The sequence below is a fragment of the Vogesella indigofera genome (assembly GCF_028548395.1).
Lineage (GTDB): Bacteria > Pseudomonadota > Gammaproteobacteria > Burkholderiales > Chromobacteriaceae > Vogesella > Vogesella indigofera_A.
The window spans coordinates 29,796-47,374 of sequence record NZ_JAQQLA010000011.1 but is presented as its reverse complement, the minus strand read 5'-3'; the positions used below and the strand labels follow the sequence as shown (position 1 = coordinate 47,374).

At 66.4% G+C, this 17,579-nt stretch carries 12 protein-coding genes; 6 read left to right on the top strand and 6 right to left on the bottom strand.

Going from position 1 to position 17,579, the window contains the following annotated elements; all coding sequences use genetic code 11:
* The first annotated feature begins 72 nt into the window (after positions 1 to 72).
* The 4 genes from PQU89_RS15555 (at position 73) to PQU89_RS15540 (ending at position 8,627) form a co-directional block, all read left to right on the top strand.
* Positions 73 to 2,235, top strand: coding sequence for an LPS-assembly protein LptD (locus PQU89_RS15555; protein ID WP_272766612.1), 2,163 nt, complete (start codon positions 73 to 75; stop codon positions 2,233 to 2,235).
* Positions 2,235 to 3,515, top strand: a complete 1,281-nt coding sequence (locus PQU89_RS15550; RefSeq protein WP_272766611.1) for a peptidylprolyl isomerase — start codon at positions 2,235 to 2,237, stop codon at positions 3,513 to 3,515. The genes PQU89_RS15555 and PQU89_RS15550 overlap by 1 nt, the downstream gene beginning before the upstream one ends.
* 78 nt (positions 3,516 to 3,593) lie before the next feature.
* On the top strand, positions 3,594 to 4,568 hold the full coding sequence (gene pdxA / locus PQU89_RS15545; protein WP_272766610.1) for a 4-hydroxythreonine-4-phosphate dehydrogenase PdxA: 975 nt from the start codon (positions 3,594 to 3,596) through the stop codon (positions 4,566 to 4,568).
* A gap of 213 nt (positions 4,569 to 4,781) precedes the next feature.
* The gene (locus tag PQU89_RS15540; protein ID WP_272766609.1) at positions 4,782 to 8,627 is read left to right on the top strand and encodes a DUF3683 domain-containing protein; all 3,846 of its coding nucleotides are present in this window, start codon (positions 4,782 to 4,784) and stop codon (positions 8,625 to 8,627) included.
* Positions 8,628 to 8,698: 71 nt separating this feature from the next.
* Here the strand turns inward: PQU89_RS15540 and PQU89_RS15535 are convergent, their stop codons facing one another.
* Entirely contained in the window at positions 8,699 to 9,481 is a 783-nt protein-coding gene (locus PQU89_RS15535; RefSeq protein ID WP_272766608.1) for an EAL domain-containing protein, read from the bottom strand.
* A 165-nt stretch (positions 9,482 to 9,646) separates the two neighbouring features.
* On the opposite strand from PQU89_RS15535, the gene PQU89_RS15530 reads away from it, so the two are divergent.
* Together PQU89_RS15530 and PQU89_RS15525 are read left to right on the top strand one after the other, a co-directional pair.
* Positions 9,647 to 10,192, top strand: coding sequence for a cysteine hydrolase family protein (locus tag PQU89_RS15530; protein ID WP_272766607.1), 546 nt, complete (start codon positions 9,647 to 9,649; stop codon positions 10,190 to 10,192).
* Entirely contained in the window at positions 10,182 to 10,811 is a 630-nt protein-coding gene (locus PQU89_RS15525) for a VC0807 family protein (protein ID WP_272766606.1), read from the top strand. The genes PQU89_RS15530 and PQU89_RS15525 overlap by 11 nt, the downstream gene beginning before the upstream one ends.
* Before the next feature lie 63 nt (positions 10,812 to 10,874).
* Here the strand turns inward: PQU89_RS15525 and PQU89_RS15520 are convergent, their stop codons facing one another.
* The 5 genes from PQU89_RS15520 to PQU89_RS15500 form a co-directional block, all read right to left on the bottom strand.
* Entirely contained in the window at positions 10,875 to 11,237 is a 363-nt protein-coding gene (locus PQU89_RS15520; protein ID WP_272766605.1) for a nuclear transport factor 2 family protein, read from the bottom strand.
* A 1-nt stretch (position 11,238) separates the two neighbouring features.
* On the bottom strand, positions 11,239 to 12,624 hold the full coding sequence (locus PQU89_RS15515) for a nicotinate phosphoribosyltransferase (protein ID WP_272766604.1): 1,386 nt from the start codon (positions 12,622 to 12,624) through the stop codon (positions 11,239 to 11,241).
* A 70-nt stretch (positions 12,625 to 12,694) separates the two neighbouring features.
* Positions 12,695 to 14,416: a diguanylate cyclase domain-containing protein gene (locus tag PQU89_RS15510; protein WP_272766603.1), complete on the bottom strand. Its 1,722-nt coding sequence runs from the start codon at positions 14,414 to 14,416 to the stop codon at positions 12,695 to 12,697.
* Positions 14,417 to 14,877: 461 nt separating this feature from the next.
* Complete coding sequence (gene glmS, locus PQU89_RS15505) at positions 14,878 to 16,707, bottom strand: glutamine--fructose-6-phosphate transaminase (isomerizing) (protein WP_272766602.1); 1,830 nt, start codon at positions 16,705 to 16,707, stop codon at positions 14,878 to 14,880.
* Between the two features lie 15 nt (positions 16,708 to 16,722).
* Complete coding sequence (locus PQU89_RS15500; RefSeq protein ID WP_272766601.1) at positions 16,723 to 17,499, bottom strand: DeoR/GlpR family DNA-binding transcription regulator; 777 nt, start codon at positions 17,497 to 17,499, stop codon at positions 16,723 to 16,725.
* Between the last annotated feature and the right edge of the window lie 80 nt (positions 17,500 to 17,579).

Here is a 17,579-nt window from a genome sequence, read left to right as displayed (position 1 = left end):
CGCTTTGACCGCGCCCCAACATGGCCGGCTCGACTTCTTCCGATGCAGACACGCTTCCGTTTGACGCCCGTGATGGCGGCCTTGCTCCCCCTGTTCCTGCTGCCGCTGGCGCAGGCGGACTTCCTGCCGGCGGGCACGCTGAGTGTCGAATCCGACACCCTGAGCGGCCAGATGGACGTCGATCTGAAGGCCAGCGGCCAGGTGAAGGCCACCCGCGACGACCAGACCGTCGAGGCCGACTGGCTGGAATACTTCGTCCAGCGCCAGCAGTTGCGCGCCGGCGAGCGGGTGCGGCTGACTCAGGCGGATGGTCGCATCGAGGCGGAGCAGCTCGACTACCTGCTGGGCGAGCGCAGCGGCAGTGCCAGCAACGCGAGCTTCAGCTTCGGCCGCGACGGCAAGACGCTGCGCGGCAATGCCGGCAAGCTGGAATTCCAGGGCAAGGACAACTACCGCCTGCGCAGCGCACGCGCCAACACCTGTGACCCCAACGACGACTCCTGGTACCTGAAGGCCAGCACCATCGACCTCGACTACGGTCGCAATGTCGGCGTGGCGCGCAATGCGCGGGTGGAATTCCAGGGCGTGCCTATCCTGTACACACCGTGGATCGACTTCCCGCTGGACGGCGGCCGCAAGAGCGGGCTGCTGTTCCCCACCATCAGCACCGGCAGCGACGGGCTGCAGGTGTCGCTGCCCTACTACTGGAACATCGCGCCGAACTACGACGCCACCATTACCCCACGCTACATCGAACAGCGCGGCATGATGCTGGGGCTGGAAGGACGCTACCTGCTGCCGGAGGCCCAGGGCCAGCTGTATACCGAGCAGCTACCCAACGACAAGAAAAGCGAGCAGAGCCGTTTCCTGTGGAAAGGCGAACACGTGCAGCAGCTGGCACCGGCGCTGAGCCTGGGTGCCAACGGTGCCTACGTGTCCGATGACGACTATTTCGACGACTTCGGTGACCGCGTCAGCAGTGCGGCCAACGTCAACCTCAAGCGCGAGGCCTGGCTCAGCTACCGGCCTGAGTGGGGATCGGTAACGCTGACAGCGCAGCGCTACCAGACACTGCAGGATGAGAACGACACGGTGGAAGAGCCTTACGCGCGTCTGCCGCAGCTGAGCATCAACGCCCGCCAGCAGTTCGCCGGTTTCAGCAGCAAGCTCGAAAGCGAGCTGACCCGCTTCAGCCACAGCAGCAAGCAGGAAGGCACGCGACTGGTGGCCTATCCCAGCCTGAGCTATGCCATCGAGCGGCCGTGGGGTTTCCTGCGCCCGAAAGTCGGCGTCCACTTTACCCGCTACGAACTGGCCAACAGCGACAGCAGCCAGACGGTGCGCAGCGACGAACGCACGCTACCGATCGTCAGCCTCGACAGCGGCCTGTACTTCGAGCGCGACAGCACGCTGTTCGGCCGTGACATGAACCAGACGCTGGAGCCGCGCCTGTTCTACGTGAAGATCCCGAAAGTCGAGCAGTCCAGCCTGCCCAACTTCGACACCTCGGAAAACGACTTCAACTTTGCGCAGCTGTTCACCGAGAACCGCTTCTCCGGTCACGATCGCATCAATGCCGCCAACCAGGTCACCGCGGCGCTGACCAGCCGCTACCTGGACAAGGAGAACGGGCTGGAACGCCTGCGCGTCGCCATCGGCCAGCGCTTCTACCTCAGCCGTGACGACATCAGCCTCGACGGTAGCAGCAGCGAACGCAGCGAGGCCGGTTCCGACCTGCTCGTGACCGTCGGCGGCGACCTCAGCCACAGCCTGCGACTGGACGGTTCCTACCAGTACAACCAAGCGCTGTCCAAGACCGAACGCTACAATGCGCAGCTGCGCTACAACCCGGCACCGGGCAAGACCCTCAGCGTGCGCTACCGCTACGGCCGTGACGAACTGATCGGCAGCGGCAGCGAGCGCGACACCTTGCGCCAGGTCGATGTCGCCGGCCAGTGGCCGATCGCGCCGCGCTGGTACGCGGTGGCGCGGCAGAACTACTCGCTGCGCGACAAAAAAGCGTTGGAGCAACTGGCCGGGGTGGAGTACAACGATGGCTGCTGGAGCATGCGCGTGGTCGGCCAGCGCTACGTCACCGACCTCGACAAGACCAAGAATGCCGTGTTCCTGCAGCTGGAGCTGAAAGACTTCAGCAGCGTCGGCAGCAATCCGCTCAATGCCCTGCGCCTAGCCATTCCGGGCTACAGCCCAATCAACGAGACAACAGGTAACTGATGAAACAGCTCCTTCTTGCCGCGACCCTCGCCCTCAGCCTGGCCACCCCGGCCAGCGCTGCCGTGCAGACCGCCGACCGCATCGTCGCCGTGATCAACAACGGCGTGATCACGCTGAGCGAACTGCAACAGCGCGAAGCCGAAATCACCGCCAGCCTGAAACGGCAGAACGTGGCGCTGCCGCCGGCCAGCGTGCTGTCGCGGCAGGTGCTGGACCTGATGGTCAACGAGCAGCTGCAGCTGCAGTACGCCGCCAGCAACGGCCTGCGCGTCAGCGAAAGCGAAATCGACCAGACCCTGCAACGGCTGGCGGCGCAGAACAAGACCGACCTGCAGGGGCTGTACGCCCGCCTGCAGCAGGACGGACTGTCGCTGGAGCAATTCCGCAAGAGCCTGCGCAAAGACCTGCTGCTGGACCGCATCAAGGAACGCGAGATCGCCGGTCGCGTCAATGTCACCGACAGCGAAGTGGAACAGGTACTGAAGAGCACCCAGGGACTGTCCAACGCCGAGTACCGGCTGGCGATGATCCAGCTCAACGTGCCGGAACGCGCTGATGCCGCGCAGATCGAGAAACTGCGACTGCGACTGCAGGAAGCGCAGCAGGCGATCCGTAACGGCCAGCCGTTCGCCGAAGTGGCCGCCCGCTACTCCGAAGCCGCCACCGCGCTCAACGGCGGCGACATGGGCTGGAAAGGCGCCAGCGCGTTGCCGCCGGACTTCATCCAGCTGCTGGACAGCATGAAGGTCGGCGACGTCACCGACATCGTGCGCGCCAACGGCAGCCTGTTCCTGTTCAAGCTGTCCGACAAGCGCAACAGCGCCGGCGAGCAGCTGGTGCAACAACACAAGGTGCGCCACATCCTGATCAAGACCAACGAAGCCACCTCGGAAGCGGAAGCCAAGGCGCGCATCCTGCAGGTGCAGGACCGCCTGCAGCGCGGCGCCAGCTTCGAGGCGGTGGCCCGCCAGTTCTCCGAAGACGGTAGCGCCTCGCTCGGCGGCGATCTGGGCTGGCTCAACCCCGGCGACACGGTGCCGGAATTCGAGCGCGCCTTCAACGCGCTGCAACCCGGCCACAACAGCGAGCCGGTGCGCAGCCCGTTCGGCTGGCACCTGATCCGGCTGGAAGAAGTGCGCAGCCAGGACGTGTCCGGCGAACGCGCCAAGCTGGCGATCAAGCAGCAGATCCGCCAGCGCAAGGCAGAGCAGAACTACAACGACTGGTTGCAGCAACTGCGCGCCTCGGCCTTCATCGATGACCGGCTGATCGAAAAATAACCCCACAGGCCGATGCTCGCATCGGCCTTTTTTATTGCTGCCCCTTTTATTGCCGCCCTTTTATTGCTGGAAGCCGCCATGTCCACCCCGCTCCCCCTCCTCGCCGTCACCGCAGGCGAACCGGCCGGCATCGGCCCCGACCTGGTGCTGCGCCTGCCACAGCTGGCGCTGCCGGCGCGCTGCGTCGTCATCGCCGACAAGAACCTGCTGCAACAGCGCGCCGCTGCGCTGGGACTGGACGTGCCGCTGGTCGACTACCGGCGCACGCAGCCAGCACCGGCCGGGGCGCTGGAAGTGTGGCACGTGCCGCTGGCGGCGCCCTGCCGGCCGGGAGTGCTGGATGCCGCCAACGGCCGCTACGTGCTGGCCACGCTGGACGTCGCCATCGCCGGCTGCGTGCGTGGCGAGTTCGCCGCCATGGTCACCGCGCCGGTGCACAAGGGCGTGATCAATGACGCCGGCGTAGCGTTCTCCGGCCACACCGAGTACCTCGCCGAGCATACCGCCACGCCACTGGTGGTGATGATGCTGGCCGGCGGCGGCATGCGCGTGGCGCTGGCCACCACCCACCTGCCGCTGCGCGCGGTGCCGGACGCCATCACCCAGGAGAGTCTGACGGCGGTCATCCGCATCCTGCACGCCGACCTGGTCAGCAAGTTCGGCATCGCCGCGCCACGCATCCTGGTGGCCGGCCTCAATCCGCACGCCGGCGAGGGCGGCCACATGGGTCGCGAGGAAATCGACGTCATCGAGCCAACGTTGGCCGCATTGCGCGCGGAAGGTATGAACCTGATCGGCCCACTGCCGGCCGACACCCTGTTCAACCCGGACAAGCTGGCGCAGGGCGACGCGGTACTGGCGATGTACCACGACCAGGGCCTGCCGGTGCTGAAGCACGCCAGCTTCGGTGCCGGCATCAACATCACCTTGGGCCTGCCCATCATCCGCACCTCGGTCGATCACGGCACCGCGCTCGATCTCGCCGCCACCGGCCGCGCCGATCCCGGCAGCCTGTTCGAGGCGGTGCGGCTGGCGGCCCAGCTCGCGACCTGACCCCTCCCCATTGCGCCCTGCTGGCGGCCGATCCTGGCCGCCAGTTGCCATGCGGCGCCCGCAAACGACGGTTCACGTTATTTGCATAATGTCGACAATAGCCAATCACTAACGGTTATATCAGCCTGACGTTAGCGGCATTTTTCGCGGCGCAGCATTTGCGGTAAAATCGCGGCAACTCTCCACAAATAATCGCCGAAGTTCAGGGACATAATGAGCGCCACCACTCACACACGCGTACGGGAAATCCCGTACAACTACACCTCATATTCGGATCGCGAGATCATCATTCGCCTGCTGGGCGAACCGATGTGGCAATTACTCGAAGAGCTACGGGCAGAACGGAAAACAGGCCGTTCTGCCCGTATGCTTTTCGAGGTGCTGGGCGACATCTGGGTGGTGGACCGCAACCCCTATCTGGTCGATGACCTGCTGGATAACCCGCAGCGCCTGACCGCGCTGGTCGGCGCGCTGCGCCACCGCCTCGGCGAAGTGGACAAGCGCCGTGACGGCAACGACAAGGTTGGCCGCATGATCGCCGCCGCCTATCAGGCGGTGGACAGCTTCGAGCAGCAGTTCGGCGAGACGCGCGAGCTGCGCGCCGCCATCCTCAAGCGCTTCGGCAAGATCACCCGCCGCGACAACATCCTGTTCGACGGCCTGGCGCGGGTGTCGCACGTCACCGACGCCACCGACTGGCGCGTCGAGTACCCGTTCGTGGTGCTGTGCCCGGATACCGAAGCCGAGATCGCGCCGCTGGTGAAGGCCTGTATCGAACTGGAACTGACCATCATCCCGCGCGGCGGCGGCACCGGCTACACCGGCGGCGCGGTGCCGCTGGACAAGCGCTCGGCGGTGATCAACACCGAGAAGCTCGACCGTCACGTCGGCGTCGAATACATCGCCCTGCCGGGCCTCGACGGCAAGCGCGCCACCATCCAGTGCGGCGCCGGGGTGGTCACCGCCCGCGTATCCGAAGCGGCCAGCGCCGCTGGCCTGGTGTTCGCGGTGGACCCGACCTCGGCGGAAGCCTCCTGTATCGGCGGCAACGTGGCGATGAACGCCGGCGGCAAGAAGGCGGTGCTGTGGGGCACCGCGCTGGACAACCTCGCCAGCTGGAAGATGGTCGACCCGGACGGCAACTGGCTGTTCGTCGAACGCCTCAATCACAACTACGGCAAGATCCACGACGTCGATGTCGCCAGCTTCCGCGTCAGCCGCCTGCAGGACGACGGCCAGACCGTGATCTCCAGCGAGCAGCTGGACGTTCCGGGCCGCAGCTTCCGCAAAGTCGGCCTCGGCAAGGACGTCACCGACAAGTTCCTCGCCGGCCTGCCCGGCGTGCAGAAGGAAGGCACCGACGGCATCATCACCAGCGCGCGCTTCGTGCTGCACAAGATGCCGGCGCACACCCGCACCGTGTGCCTGGAATTCTTCGGCACCGTGGCCGAAGCCACGCCCGCCATCGTCGAGATCACCGACTACTTCAAGCCGAACGGCGCCGGCGTGCTGGCCGGCGTGCAGCTGGCCGGCCTGGAGCACCTCGACTGGCGCTACGTGCGCGCCGTCGGCTACGCCACCAAGGCCAAGTCCAAGGGCCGGCCGAAGATGGTGCTGATCGCCGACATCGTGTCCGACAATGAAAACGCGGTGGCCGAGGCCGCCAGCCAGGTGGTGCGCTACGCCAACGCCCGCCACGGCGAAGGCTTCATCGCCGTCACCCCGGAGGCGCGCAAGACCTTCTGGCTCGACCGTTCGCGCACCGCCGCCATCGCCCGTCACACCAACGCCTTCAAGATCAACGAGGACGTGGTGATCCCGCTGGATCGCCTCGGCGACTACAGCGACGGCATCGAGCGCATCAACATCGAGCTGTCGATCGCCAGCAAGATCAAGCTGCTGGGCCAGCTGGCCGAATTCTTCCACGGCCGCCTGCCGGTGGATACCGAAGGCGGCACCCTGTCCGCCGACGAGCTGATCGGCGACCGCCGTGAAACCGCGCTGGAGCTGATTACCGCCGTGCAACAGCGCTGGCAGTGGCTGCTGGACAACCTCGACACGCCGCTGGCGCAGTACGTGCAAGGTTGGCCGCAGGCACCACTGGAAGACGCTGCGGCCAACCTTGAGGCCAGCGTGTTCATCGCCATGCGCGACTTCAAGCTGCGCGTCAGCTGGAAGCGCGAACTGCAGGCCGATCTGGAAGCGCTGTTCGCCGGCAAGGCCGACAGCCCCATTATCGAAGCCATCCGCCTGATCCAGCAGAAGGTGCTGCGCGGCCGCGCCTTCGTCGCGCTGCACATGCACGCCGGCGACGGCAACGTGCACACCAACATCCCGGTCAACTCCGACGACTACGAGATGCTGCAGACCGCGCACCGCGCGGTGGAACGCATCATGAAGCTGGCACGCTCGCTCAACGGCGTGATCTCCGGCGAGCACGGCATCGGCATCACCAAGCTGGAATTCCTCACCGAAGAGGAAATCCAGCCGTTCCGCGACTACAAGGCGCGCGTCGACCCCAACGGCCACTTCAACAAGGGCAAGCTGCTGCCGGGTGCCGACCTGGCGATGGCCTACACGCCGTCGTTCTCGCTGCTGGGCGCCGAATCGCTGATCCTGGAACAGTCCGACATCGGCCAGATTTCCGATTCGGTGAAGGACTGCCTGCGCTGCGGCAAGTGCAAGCCGGTGTGCTCCACCCACGTGCCGCGCGCCAACCTGCTGTACTCGCCGCGCAACAAGATCCTCGGCGTCGGCCTGCTGACCGAAGCCTTCCTGTACGAGGAACAGACCCGCCGCGGCGTCAGCCTGAAGCACTTCGAGGAGCTGTCCGACGTCGCCGACCACTGCACCGTGTGCCACCGCTGCGTGAAGCCGTGCCCGGTGAAGATCGACTTCGGCGACGTGTCGGTGGCGATGCGCAACTTCCTGCGCAAGACCGGCAACAAGAAGTTCAACCCCGGCACCGCACTGGGCATGGCCTTCCTCACCGCCAAGGACCCGGCCACCATCAAGACCATCCGCAGCGGTCTGGTCGGCGGCGCCTACAAGCTGCAGCGCCTGGGCAACCGCATCGGCAAGAAGCTGGGGCTGACCGGCACACAGACAGCGCAGCCGCCGGCGACGCTGGGCAAGGCGCCGATCAAGGCGCAGGTGATCCACTTCATCAACAAGCCGATGCCGGGCGGGCTGCCGAAGAAAACCGCGCGTGCGCTCTTGGACGTGGAAGACGGTAACGTGATCCCGGTGATCCGCAATCCGAAGGACAGCGAAGACGCGGAAGCGGTGTTCTACTTCCCCGGCTGCGGCTCGGAGCGGTTGTTCAGCCAGGTCGGCCTCGCCACCCAGGCGATGCTGTGGCACGTCGGCACCCAGACCGTGCTGCCGCCGGGCTACCTGTGCTGCGGCTACCCGCAGACCAGCGCCGGCTTCAAGGACAAGGGCGACGCCATCACCACCGAGAACCGCGTGCTGTTCCACCGCATGGCCAACACGCTGAACTACCTGGACATCAAGACCGTGGTGGTCAGCTGTGGCACCTGTTACGACCAGCTGGCGCAGTACCGCTTCGAGGAGATCTTCCCCGGTTGCCGCATCATCGACATCCACGAATACCTGATGGAGAAGGGCTTGAAGCTGGACGGCGTCGGCGGCCAGAAGTACATGTACCACGACCCGTGCCACACCCCGATGAAGGCCTACCAGCCGATCAAGGTGGTGAACGAGCTGCTCGGCGGCGGCGTGGTGCAGAACGACCGTTGCTGCGGCGAATCCGGCACCTTTGCCGCCAGCCGCCCGGACATCGCCACCCAGGTACGCTTCCGCAAGGAAGAGGAGATCAACAAGGACCTGGCCAAGCTCGGCGACGCCGACAAGCCGGTGAAGATCCTGACCTCCTGCCCGTCCTGCCTGCAGGGTCTGTCCCGCTACAGCGACGACACCGGCACCCAGGCCGACTACATCGTGGTGGAAATGGCCAAGCACCTGCTGGGTGACAACTGGATGAAGGACTACGTCGACAACGCCCGCAACGGTGGCATCGAACGCGTGCTGCTGTAAGGCGTCAACCCGGCAAAAGGTTGGCCGCAAGCCCGTTACCGGCTTGCGGCCAACCTTTTTTCATTCTTGGCTCACAGCTCGCGCCGCACCGGCAGGAAGCCCGGCCGCCCGAGGTAAAAGCCCTGGTACAGCTCGACGCCGAGGCCGCACATCGCGCGGTACTGCGCCTCGGTCTCGATGCCCTCCACCAGCATGCGGCTGCCGACCTCCCAGCCCAGCTGCAGCACCGCCGCCAGCTGGCCGTTGTCGCCCTGCATGTAGTCCAGCAGCAGGCTGCGGTCGATCTTGATGATGTCCGGCCGCAGCGCGCGCACCCGGCCGTGGCCGGAGGCCATGGCGCCGAAATCGTCCACCGCGATGCCGAAGCCGGCCGTCGCCGCCGCGCGCAGCGCCGCCGACAGCGCGCCGTCGCCCTCTTCCACCTCGTACTCCACCACCTCCAGGATCACGCGGCCGTTGTCGATGCCCAGTTGCTGCAGCCGTTGCAGCATCAGCGCGTAGTTGCCGCCGTAACCGGCCTCGTGCACCACCGTCAGCGGCAGCAGGTTCAGTGTCAGGCAGCCCGGCTCGGCGCTGGCGGCGAAATTGCGGATGTGGATCACCCGCGCCAGGCGGTCGGCGTCGATCTGCTGCAACAGCGGCAGGCCGGCAAGAAAACGGTCCGGGCGCACGCTGTCGCCGGCGGCGTCGTGCACCCGCAGCAGCGCCTCGTGGCCGAACACGCCGCCGCTGCGGTAGAAGATCGGCTGGAAACAGCTCTGCAGCCAGCAACCGGCAAACTGGGCGACATAGCGCTGTGCGGTGTCGCGCTGCAGGTGCTGTTCGAATGCCTGCTGACTATCGAGTCGTGCCATCATGCCTCCGCCGCGGGGTTGCCCATCAACTCAGCATAGCAAGGCGCTGCCGCCGCCGACAGCACGATGACATCCCGGACCGCGCCGCCAGCGGCTACACTGTGCGCGATGGCCGCCCAGCCTGCGGCCAACCTTGCCACCCCGTTGCCGAAGGAGTCTTGCCTGATGTCCGCTACCGCACTGCTGGTCATCGATTTCCAGTATGGCCTGATCGAGCTGGAGCCGCGCGCCACGCGCGGCGCCGAGACCCTGGCCAACCTCAACCGGCTGATCGACCACGCCCGCGACTGCGGCCACCGCGTGGTGTTCATCCAGCACCATGCCGCCGACCTGCCGCGCGGCAGCGAGGAATGGCAGCTGCACCCCGGCCTGCAGCGCTTGCCGGGCGACCCGGTGATCGAAAAAACCGCCTGCGACAGCTTTCTCGACACCAGCCTGCGCCAGTACCTGGACAGCGAGGAGATCGAGAACCTGTGGGTGGGCGGCTACGCCAGCGACTTCTGCGTCGACACCACCGTGCGCCGCGCCGCCTCGCTCGGCTACGCCGTCACCGTGGTGGCCGATGCCCACACCTGCAAGGACCGTCCGCACGCCAGCGGCGAAACGCTGGTGGCGCACCTGAACTGGCTGTGGGCGAACATGGACGTGCCCGGCAACGCCATCCGCGTACTGCCGCTGGCCGCGCTGCAAAGCGGTGACGATGCGACCTGACTGGCGCACGCGCCTATCGCTAGTGGCGGATCTGGCCGTCAACCTGCTGCTGCCGTGGCTGATCTATGACCACACCGTGGCCGGCTGGGGCGAGCGCGGCGCACTGCTGTGGTCTGCCTTACCGCCGACGCTGTGGAGCCTGTGGGAGCTGTACCGCCACCGCCGGCTGGACGCGATGAGCGCTCTGGTGCTGGCCGGCATTGCGCTGTCGCTGCTGGCGATGCTGGGCGATGGCGACAGCCGCTGGCTGCTGGTGCGCGAATCGCTGGTCACCGGCGCGGTGGGGATGGCATTCCTGCTGAGCCTGCTGTGGCGCCAGCCCCTGCTCGGCCGGCTGGCACTGGCGGCGGCGGCGCGGCAGTCGCCGCAGCAGCGGGATGAGCTGCAAGCCCGGCTAATGCTGCCGGCGCTGCAAAACGTGCTGCGTGGCATGACCCTGCTGTGGGGCGGCGGCCTGCTGGCGGAATGCGCCGCCCGCATCTGGCTGGCTTTCCACTGGCCGGTCGCCCGCGCGGTCGCCATCGGCCCGTGGCTCAGCTACGGCATCATGGCGCTGCTGGCGGCGGCCACCTGGCTGTGGCGCCGGCGCCTGCAGCAGCAGTCGCTGCAAGCGGCCTGAAAATGATAAAGGTTGGCCGCATGCGGCCAACCTTTTTGTATCGCGCCTCGGCCTGCGCCGGTATCAGCGCTCGTCCAGCACCGGCGTGCCGGCGATCACCGAGGCATCGACGATGCGGCCGTCGGCCACGCGGTAGATCATGGTCATACTCATGCTGCCGCGACCCTCGGGAAAATTGCGGGTCACGATCTCGTCGTCGATCACCAGCTCGCCCAGCACCACGCGCCGGCGCAGCTCGGCATGCAGGTCTGGCTCGGCAAAGCGCAGGCGCATGCGCTCGCGGATGGCGGCATGGCCCTGCGCCACCAGCGTCGCCGGGTAGGCATACATGCAGGCGTCGGCGGCATAGCAGGCCAGCAGCGCGTCGAGATCGCGCGCGTTGTAGGCGTCCAGTTGCGCCTGGACCACTTGTTCGGGGCTCGGCATGTCAGTGCTCCAGATGCGCGGCGGCACGGGCGCGAATGGTGGCGAAATCCTCGTCCAGCAGCAGCTGGCCGTTTTCCCACACCACGCGCATCTGCAGGTCGGCGTCGCTCACCCGCTCCAAGGTGTTGACGCCCCAGGCGCCGCGGCTGTCGCGCGCCGCCACCACGCGGCCGCCGAGCGAACGCTTGCCGGGATCGGTCACCGGGTCCTTGAACACGTCGCGCCACTGGCCGCCGATACTGATCGCCGAGCACTTCAGCGCCATCTTGTGGGTGTCGCGATCCAGCTTCTGCAGCAGCTCCGCGCCCATGCCGAAGGCGACGTTGTCGGCGCTGTAGCCGAGCTTGGCCAGCCGCGACAGGATGGCGTCGATGCTGGCGAGGTTGACACCGTCGCCCTGGATCACGCGCACATGGTTCAGCACGCGGTAGCCCTTGCCGTTCAGCGTGGTGCCGAAGGCGGCCGCCAGCCGGTCGATCACCTCGGCCACCACCTGTACCGGCTCGCCGGAGTCGGGGCGGATCACCACCGTGGCGCCGCTGGCTATCACCTGCTGGCGCAGGCGCTCGCCCCACAGCTCGCTGACGGCGTGGAACACGTCGTAGCTGTCGCTGACCACCGCCAGCAGCGCGCCGGGTTTGGCGAAGTGGGTCAGCATGTTGCCGAAGGCGTCGCCCTCCTGCGGCCGGCCCCAGGCGGTGATGGTGGCGTGCTCGGCCGCCGGAATCGAGAACGCCGCGCACGGCTCGTGGTAGTGGCGGCGCGCGGCGACCAGTGCCGCCAGCGTGTCGCTGCCCATGAAGTTGACCAGGTGTGCCATGCCGCCAATTTCCGAGCTTTCGTAGCTGGACACGCCGCGCGCGCCGAAATCGTGCAGCTTGAACGGCAGGCCGGACAGGTCGTCGGCGGTCTGCAACAGATAGCGGCGGATGATTTCCTTGGCGCGGAAGCTGCGCGTGGCCACGCTGATCGGATACCACACGCGCAGCAGCGCCGTCTCCAGGAAGGACACCACCCAGAACAGCTCCGGGTCGGTGGATTCAATGGTGAGCATCGGCACCCCGGTCGGGATCAGCTCGCCCTCGGCCACCGCACGGATGCGCACCGGCCAGTAGCCGTGGTGCTTTTTGACAATGCGCTCGAAGCCGGCACGGTTGAACGGCAGGCCATGCAAGCTGGCCAGCGTCTCCGCCTCGGCGATATGCGCCATGGTGATGCGCTGGCTGAGGTAGTCCTTCAGCAGCGCCTGCAGGCCGAAAAACAGCACGTGCGAGGCGGTACCGCCACGCGCGGCCACGTAGGAATACATGCCGTCGGTGCCGGGCGGATACTGCACCCAGTGACTGAGCTTGTAGGAATCGCTATTGAGAATGGGATTGACGGTCATGGCGGCGCACACACGGGACAGGAGACAACAGCATACCCGCCCCGCCCGCGTCTGTCATAAGGAGGCCGGCTCAGGCCGGGCGGGCGGTGGCCACGGCAAACGGCTGCAACCCCTGCCCGTCGTGCAGCCACACCACACCGCCGCCCTGCGACTTGGCGCGGTACATCGCCTGATCGGCCTGCGCCAACAGCACCGTGGCCGTCAGCGCATCGCCGTGGCAACAGGCGACGCCGAAGCTGGCGCCGACCGCCAGCAGCGTCCCGTCCGGCTGCGGACAATGCAGGTTCACTGCCTGCTGCAGGCGCTGCAGCAGGGCGGCCAGCGCCGCCGCGTCGCCGCAGGCCGGCAGCAGGATGGCAAATTCGTCGCCGCCCCAGCGCCCGACCAGGTCACCGCTGCGCACCGCACGGCTCAGCCGCGTGGCGATGCGGCACAACACTTCGTCGCCGGCCTGATGCCCCAGCCGGTCGTTGACCTGCTTGAAGCCGTTCAGGTCGACAAACACCAGCGCCAGCGGCGTGCCGGCCGCGCGGCTGGCCTGCAGCGCCCGCTCCAGCTGCTCGTTGAACAGCGTGCGGTTGGCCAGCCCGGTCAGGCCGTCGAAAAAGGCCAGGCTCTGCAATTGGCGCTCCGACTCCTTGATGCGACTGATGTCGGTAAACACCCACACCATTTCCGCACCGCCGCCGGCGTTCTGCACGCGCGATACCGACGCCAGCACCGGCAAGGGCATGCTGCCGGGGCGGGCGATGCGCAATTCGCCCTGCCAGTGGTGGCGCTCGCCGAGCAGGCCCAGCAGCTCCTTGCCGCGCAAGGCGGTATCCGCGCCCGGCAGCAGGAACGACGGCGCAGCCGCCAGCAGCGCCGCCTCGTCGCGCCCGGCGATGCGGCACAGCGCCGGATTGACATACAGCCAGCGCATGGCGCCATCGGCAATCGCCACCGCCTCGGAGCTGTGCTCGACCGCCAGCTGCGCCAGTTGCAGCTGGCGCTGCAGCTGCTTGTGCTGGGTCATGTCGATCACCGTGCCCCACAGATGGTCGACGGTGCCGTCCGGCAGGCAGTGGATATGGTTGCGCTCCAGCAGGTCGCGGATGTCGCCATCCGGGCGGATGATGCGGTATTCGATGTCGAAGGGTTGCAGCAGCGCCATCTTGGCGTCCAGCTCCGCGCGCACCCGCGCCCGGTCATCCGGATGCACGCGTTCGAAATAGGCGCTCTCGGTGGCGCGGAAGGTCGCCGGATCGGTGCCGAAAATGCGGTGCACCTCGCGGCTCCAGTCCAGCCGGCCGGAGGCCATCTGCAGCACCCACGAGCCGATGCCGGCGTCGGCTTCCGCCGTTTGCAGCAGCTTTTGCGCCAGATAGTGATGCGGCTGGTCGGTGTTCTGCCGCGACGGCGGCCGCAGCGTCAGCAGCACCAGCGCGTCCTCCGGCAAGGCGGCGGCATCGATCACCATACGCTCCAGCCCGGCGCGGTAGCGCACCTGACGCAGGCCCAGGCTGCCGACAAAGCGCGAGTGGCGGGAAAACAGCGTCGCCCACACCGGGCCGTAGCCGTCGCTGTCCGGCAACACGATCTGCTCCAGCCGCAGCCCCCGCACCTCGGCCGCCGGCAAGTCCAGCAGCTGGCACAGCTGGCGGTTGGCAAAGCGGATGCGGCCGTTGCGCTCGACCAGCAGCACCGGATCGGCGGCGCCGTCCAGCCAGCGCCGGTAACGCCGCAGCTGCCTGCCGCACCAAAGCGCCCAGGCTGCCACCGCCAGCACCGTCACCACGGCCAGTATCTGCATGCTGAAGCCCTCCTCACTGCCGAAAAAACTTATTAGAACACATCATGACACAACAATATTGCGGTCATGGCCGGCAGCGGGCCTTCCCCATCGTCACCATGGCCACAGCGCCAGGACAAGGTTGGCCGCAACATGTTTAGCAATTGCGGCCAACCTTGGGGCCGAGGCCGCGGCCAGCCGAACAAGCCTGTATGTTGTCCTCTTGTTCTCTTCCGCCTCTTCCAGCCTAAACAAGACGGAAGTAAGCATGTCCGAGTTTTTGTGCAAAGCGGGCAGCACTTAGACCTGCCGGGCAAGGCCGCACTTCATCGGGCTGAAGCACCCATTCCACCGCGTCAGCCCCCCTTGGCAACGCCGCCCCAAACGCTGCATAGAAAAAGCGAAGGGGCCACAACGGCCCCTTCGCTTTGCTCAGACGCTGGCGGATTTAATTTGCCATTGCCTTGTAAATTCAAGCATTTTTATTCAACTGTCACACTTTTTGCCAGGTTACGTGGCTTGTCCACGTCGGTGCCGCGCGTCAGCGCCACGTGGTAGGCCAGCAGCTGCACCGGGATGGAGTGCACGATCGGGCTGAGCACGCCGACGTGGCGCGGGGTGCGGATGACGTGTACGCCGTCGGAGTCGCTGAAGTGGCTGTCGGCGTCGGCAAACACGAACAGCTCGCCGCCACGGGCGCGCACTTCCTGCATATTGGACTTCACCTTCTCCAGCAGCGCGTCGTTGGGGGCGATCACCACCACCGGCATGTTCTCGTCCACCAGCGCCAGCGGGCCGTGCTTCAGCTCGCCGGCAGGGTAGGCTTCGGCGTGGATGTAGGAGATTTCCTTCAGCTTCAGCGCGCCTTCCAGCGCGATCGGGTAGTGCAGGCCGCGGCCGAGGAACAGTGCGTCGTTCTTGGCGGCGAACTGCGCCGACCAGGCGGTGATCTGTGGCTCCAGATTCAGCGCGTGCTGCACGCTGCCCGGCAGGTGGCGCAATTCGGCCAGATACTGCGCCTCCTGCTCGGCGCTGACGCGGCCGCGCACCTTGCCCAGCGTCACCGCCAGCGCGAACAGGCTGACCAGCTGGGTGGTGAACGCCTTGGTGGAGGCGACGCCGATTTCGGCACCGGCGCGGGTGTAGAACACCAGGTCGGAGGCACGCGGGATGGCCGATTCGCGCACGTTGCAGATCGACAGCGCGTGGCGGTGGCCCAGCGACTTGGCGTATTTCAACGCTTCCATGGTGTCCAGCGTCTCGCCGGACTGCGAGATGGTCACCACCAGGTGCTGCGGATCGGCAAAGGCGTCGCGGTAGCGGTATTCGCTGGCGATTTCCACGTCGCACACCACGCCGGCGATGCTCTCGATCCAGTACTTGGCGGTGAGGCCGGCGTAGTAGCTGGTGCCGCAGGCGAGGATCTTCACACCGGTGAGGGCGGGCAAGACGTTGGCCGCAGCGGCGCCGAACAGTTCGGCGCTGAAACCGTCGTCAAGAATCGCCTCGATGGTGTCGGACAGCGCTTTCGGCTGCTCGTGGATTTCCTTCTGCATGAAGTGGCTGTACGGACCCAGTTCCAGCGAGGCCAGCGACACGTCGGAGACGTGCACCTTGCGTTCCACCGGCTGGTCGTCCTTGTCGATCAGCGTGACACCGTCGCGGGTCAGCAGGCCGATGTCGCCCTCTTCCAGGAAGATCACGCGGCGGGTGGCGGACAGGATGGCGGAGACGTCGGAGGCAATGAAGTTTTCGCCCTCGCCGAGGCCGACCAGCAGCGGGCAGCCCATGCGCGCGCACACCAGTTCGTCCGGACGATCCAGCGCGATGACGCCGATGGCGTAGGCGCCGGTCAGCTCGCGGGTGGCCTTGTGCACGGCACGGAACAGGTCTTTTTCCTGCAGGTAGTACTGGTGCACCAGGTGGGCGATCACCTCGGTGTCGGTCTGCGATTCGAACTGGTAACCGGCGGCTTTCAGCTCGGCGCGCTTCTGTTCGTGATTCTCGATGATGCCGTTGTGCACCACCGCAATCAGGCCGTGCGACACGTGCGGGTGGGCGTTGTATTCGGTGACGCCGCCGTGGGTGGCCCAGCGGGTGTGGCCGATGCCCAGCTCGCCCTGCACCTGATCGGCCTGCGCCGCGGCTTCCATCTCCGCCACGCGACCGACGCGGCGCACGCGGGTGATGTCGCTGCCGGCGTGCACGGCGATGCCGGAAGAGTCATAACCGCGATACTCGAGGCGCTTCAGGCCCTCGACCAGTACCGGAACAATATTACGCTGCGCGATAGCGCCTACGATGCCGCACATACTTCTCTCCTTGAACTAGCGGTGTGCAAAGGGAGCGCAGATCAGCGTCACCCCTTTGGCCTGAATCATGTCCCTGGCCGCCGGGGCCAGGGCGTCGTCGGTAACCAGGGTCTGGATGCGCGCCCATGGCAACTCCAGATTGGGGATGCGGCGGCCGATCTTGTCGGACTCCACCATCACCACCACTTCGCGCGACACCTCGGCCATCACGCGGGACAAACCGACCAGCTCGTTGAAGGTGGTGGTGCCACGCTCCAGATCGATACCGTCGGCACCGATGAACAGCTGGTCGAAGTCGTAAGAGCGCAGTACCTGCTCGGCGATCTGGCCCTGAAACGATTCGGAATGCGGGTCCCAGGTGCCGCCGGTCATCAGCAGCGTGGGTTCGTTCTCCAGCTCGCGCAGCGCACCGGCCACGTTCAGCGAGTTGGTCATCACGATCAGGCCACGCTTGTTGCCCAGCAGCGGGATCATCGCACTGGTGGTGGTGCCGCTGTCGATGATGACGCGGTTGTGATCGCGAATGCGTTCGGCGGCGGCACGGGCAATCGCCAGCTTTCGTTGCGAAACCCTGGCCGGGTCCGCTTCGGCTACCATTTCGGTGGGCAGCGAGATCGCACCACCGTAACGGCGCAGCAGCAGGCCGCCGGTTTCCAGCAGCGCCAGATCCTTGCGGATGGTCACTTCGGAGGTGGAGAAGCGTTTGGTCAGCTCGTCGACACTGACTTCACCGCGCTCCTGCACCAGGGCAACGATGGCATGGCGGCGTTGCTGCGTGTTTCGCTTGGTCATCAAATATTTCGTTTCGGAAGTTTTGCGAAATATATCAGCGAAAGCTGTGCAGAACAAGCACCTTACGGCGATGAAATACG

Coding starts and splice junctions, on each gene's coding strand:
- PQU89_RS15515 (WP_272766604.1), bottom strand. CDS start 12,624: ATGACCGTCAATCCCATTCTCAATAGCGATTCCTACAAGCTCAGTCAC.
- PQU89_RS15510 (WP_272766603.1), bottom strand. CDS start 14,416: ATGCAGATACTGGCCGTGGTGACGGTGCTGGCGGTGGCAGCCTGGGCG.
- PQU89_RS15535 (WP_272766608.1), bottom strand. CDS start 9,481: ATGGCACGACTCGATAGTCAGCAGGCATTCGAACAGCACCTGCAGCGC.
- glmS (WP_272766602.1), bottom strand. CDS start 16,707: ATGTGCGGCATCGTAGGCGCTATCGCGCAGCGTAATATTGTTCCGGTA.
- PQU89_RS15540 (WP_272766609.1), top strand. CDS start 4,782: ATGAGCGCCACCACTCACACACGCGTACGGGAAATCCCGTACAACTAC.
- PQU89_RS15520 (WP_272766605.1), bottom strand. CDS start 11,237: ATGCCGAGCCCCGAACAAGTGGTCCAGGCGCAACTGGACGCCTACAAC.
- PQU89_RS15525 (WP_272766606.1), top strand. CDS start 10,182: ATGCGACCTGACTGGCGCACGCGCCTATCGCTAGTGGCGGATCTGGCC.
- PQU89_RS15530 (WP_272766607.1), top strand. CDS start 9,647: ATGTCCGCTACCGCACTGCTGGTCATCGATTTCCAGTATGGCCTGATC.
- PQU89_RS15500 (WP_272766601.1), bottom strand. CDS start 17,499: ATGACCAAGCGAAACACGCAGCAACGCCGCCATGCCATCGTTGCCCTG.
- PQU89_RS15550 (WP_272766611.1), top strand. CDS start 2,235: ATGAAACAGCTCCTTCTTGCCGCGACCCTCGCCCTCAGCCTGGCCACC.
- PQU89_RS15555 (WP_272766612.1), top strand. CDS start 73: ATGGCGGCCTTGCTCCCCCTGTTCCTGCTGCCGCTGGCGCAGGCGGAC.
- pdxA (WP_272766610.1), top strand. CDS start 3,594: ATGTCCACCCCGCTCCCCCTCCTCGCCGTCACCGCAGGCGAACCGGCC.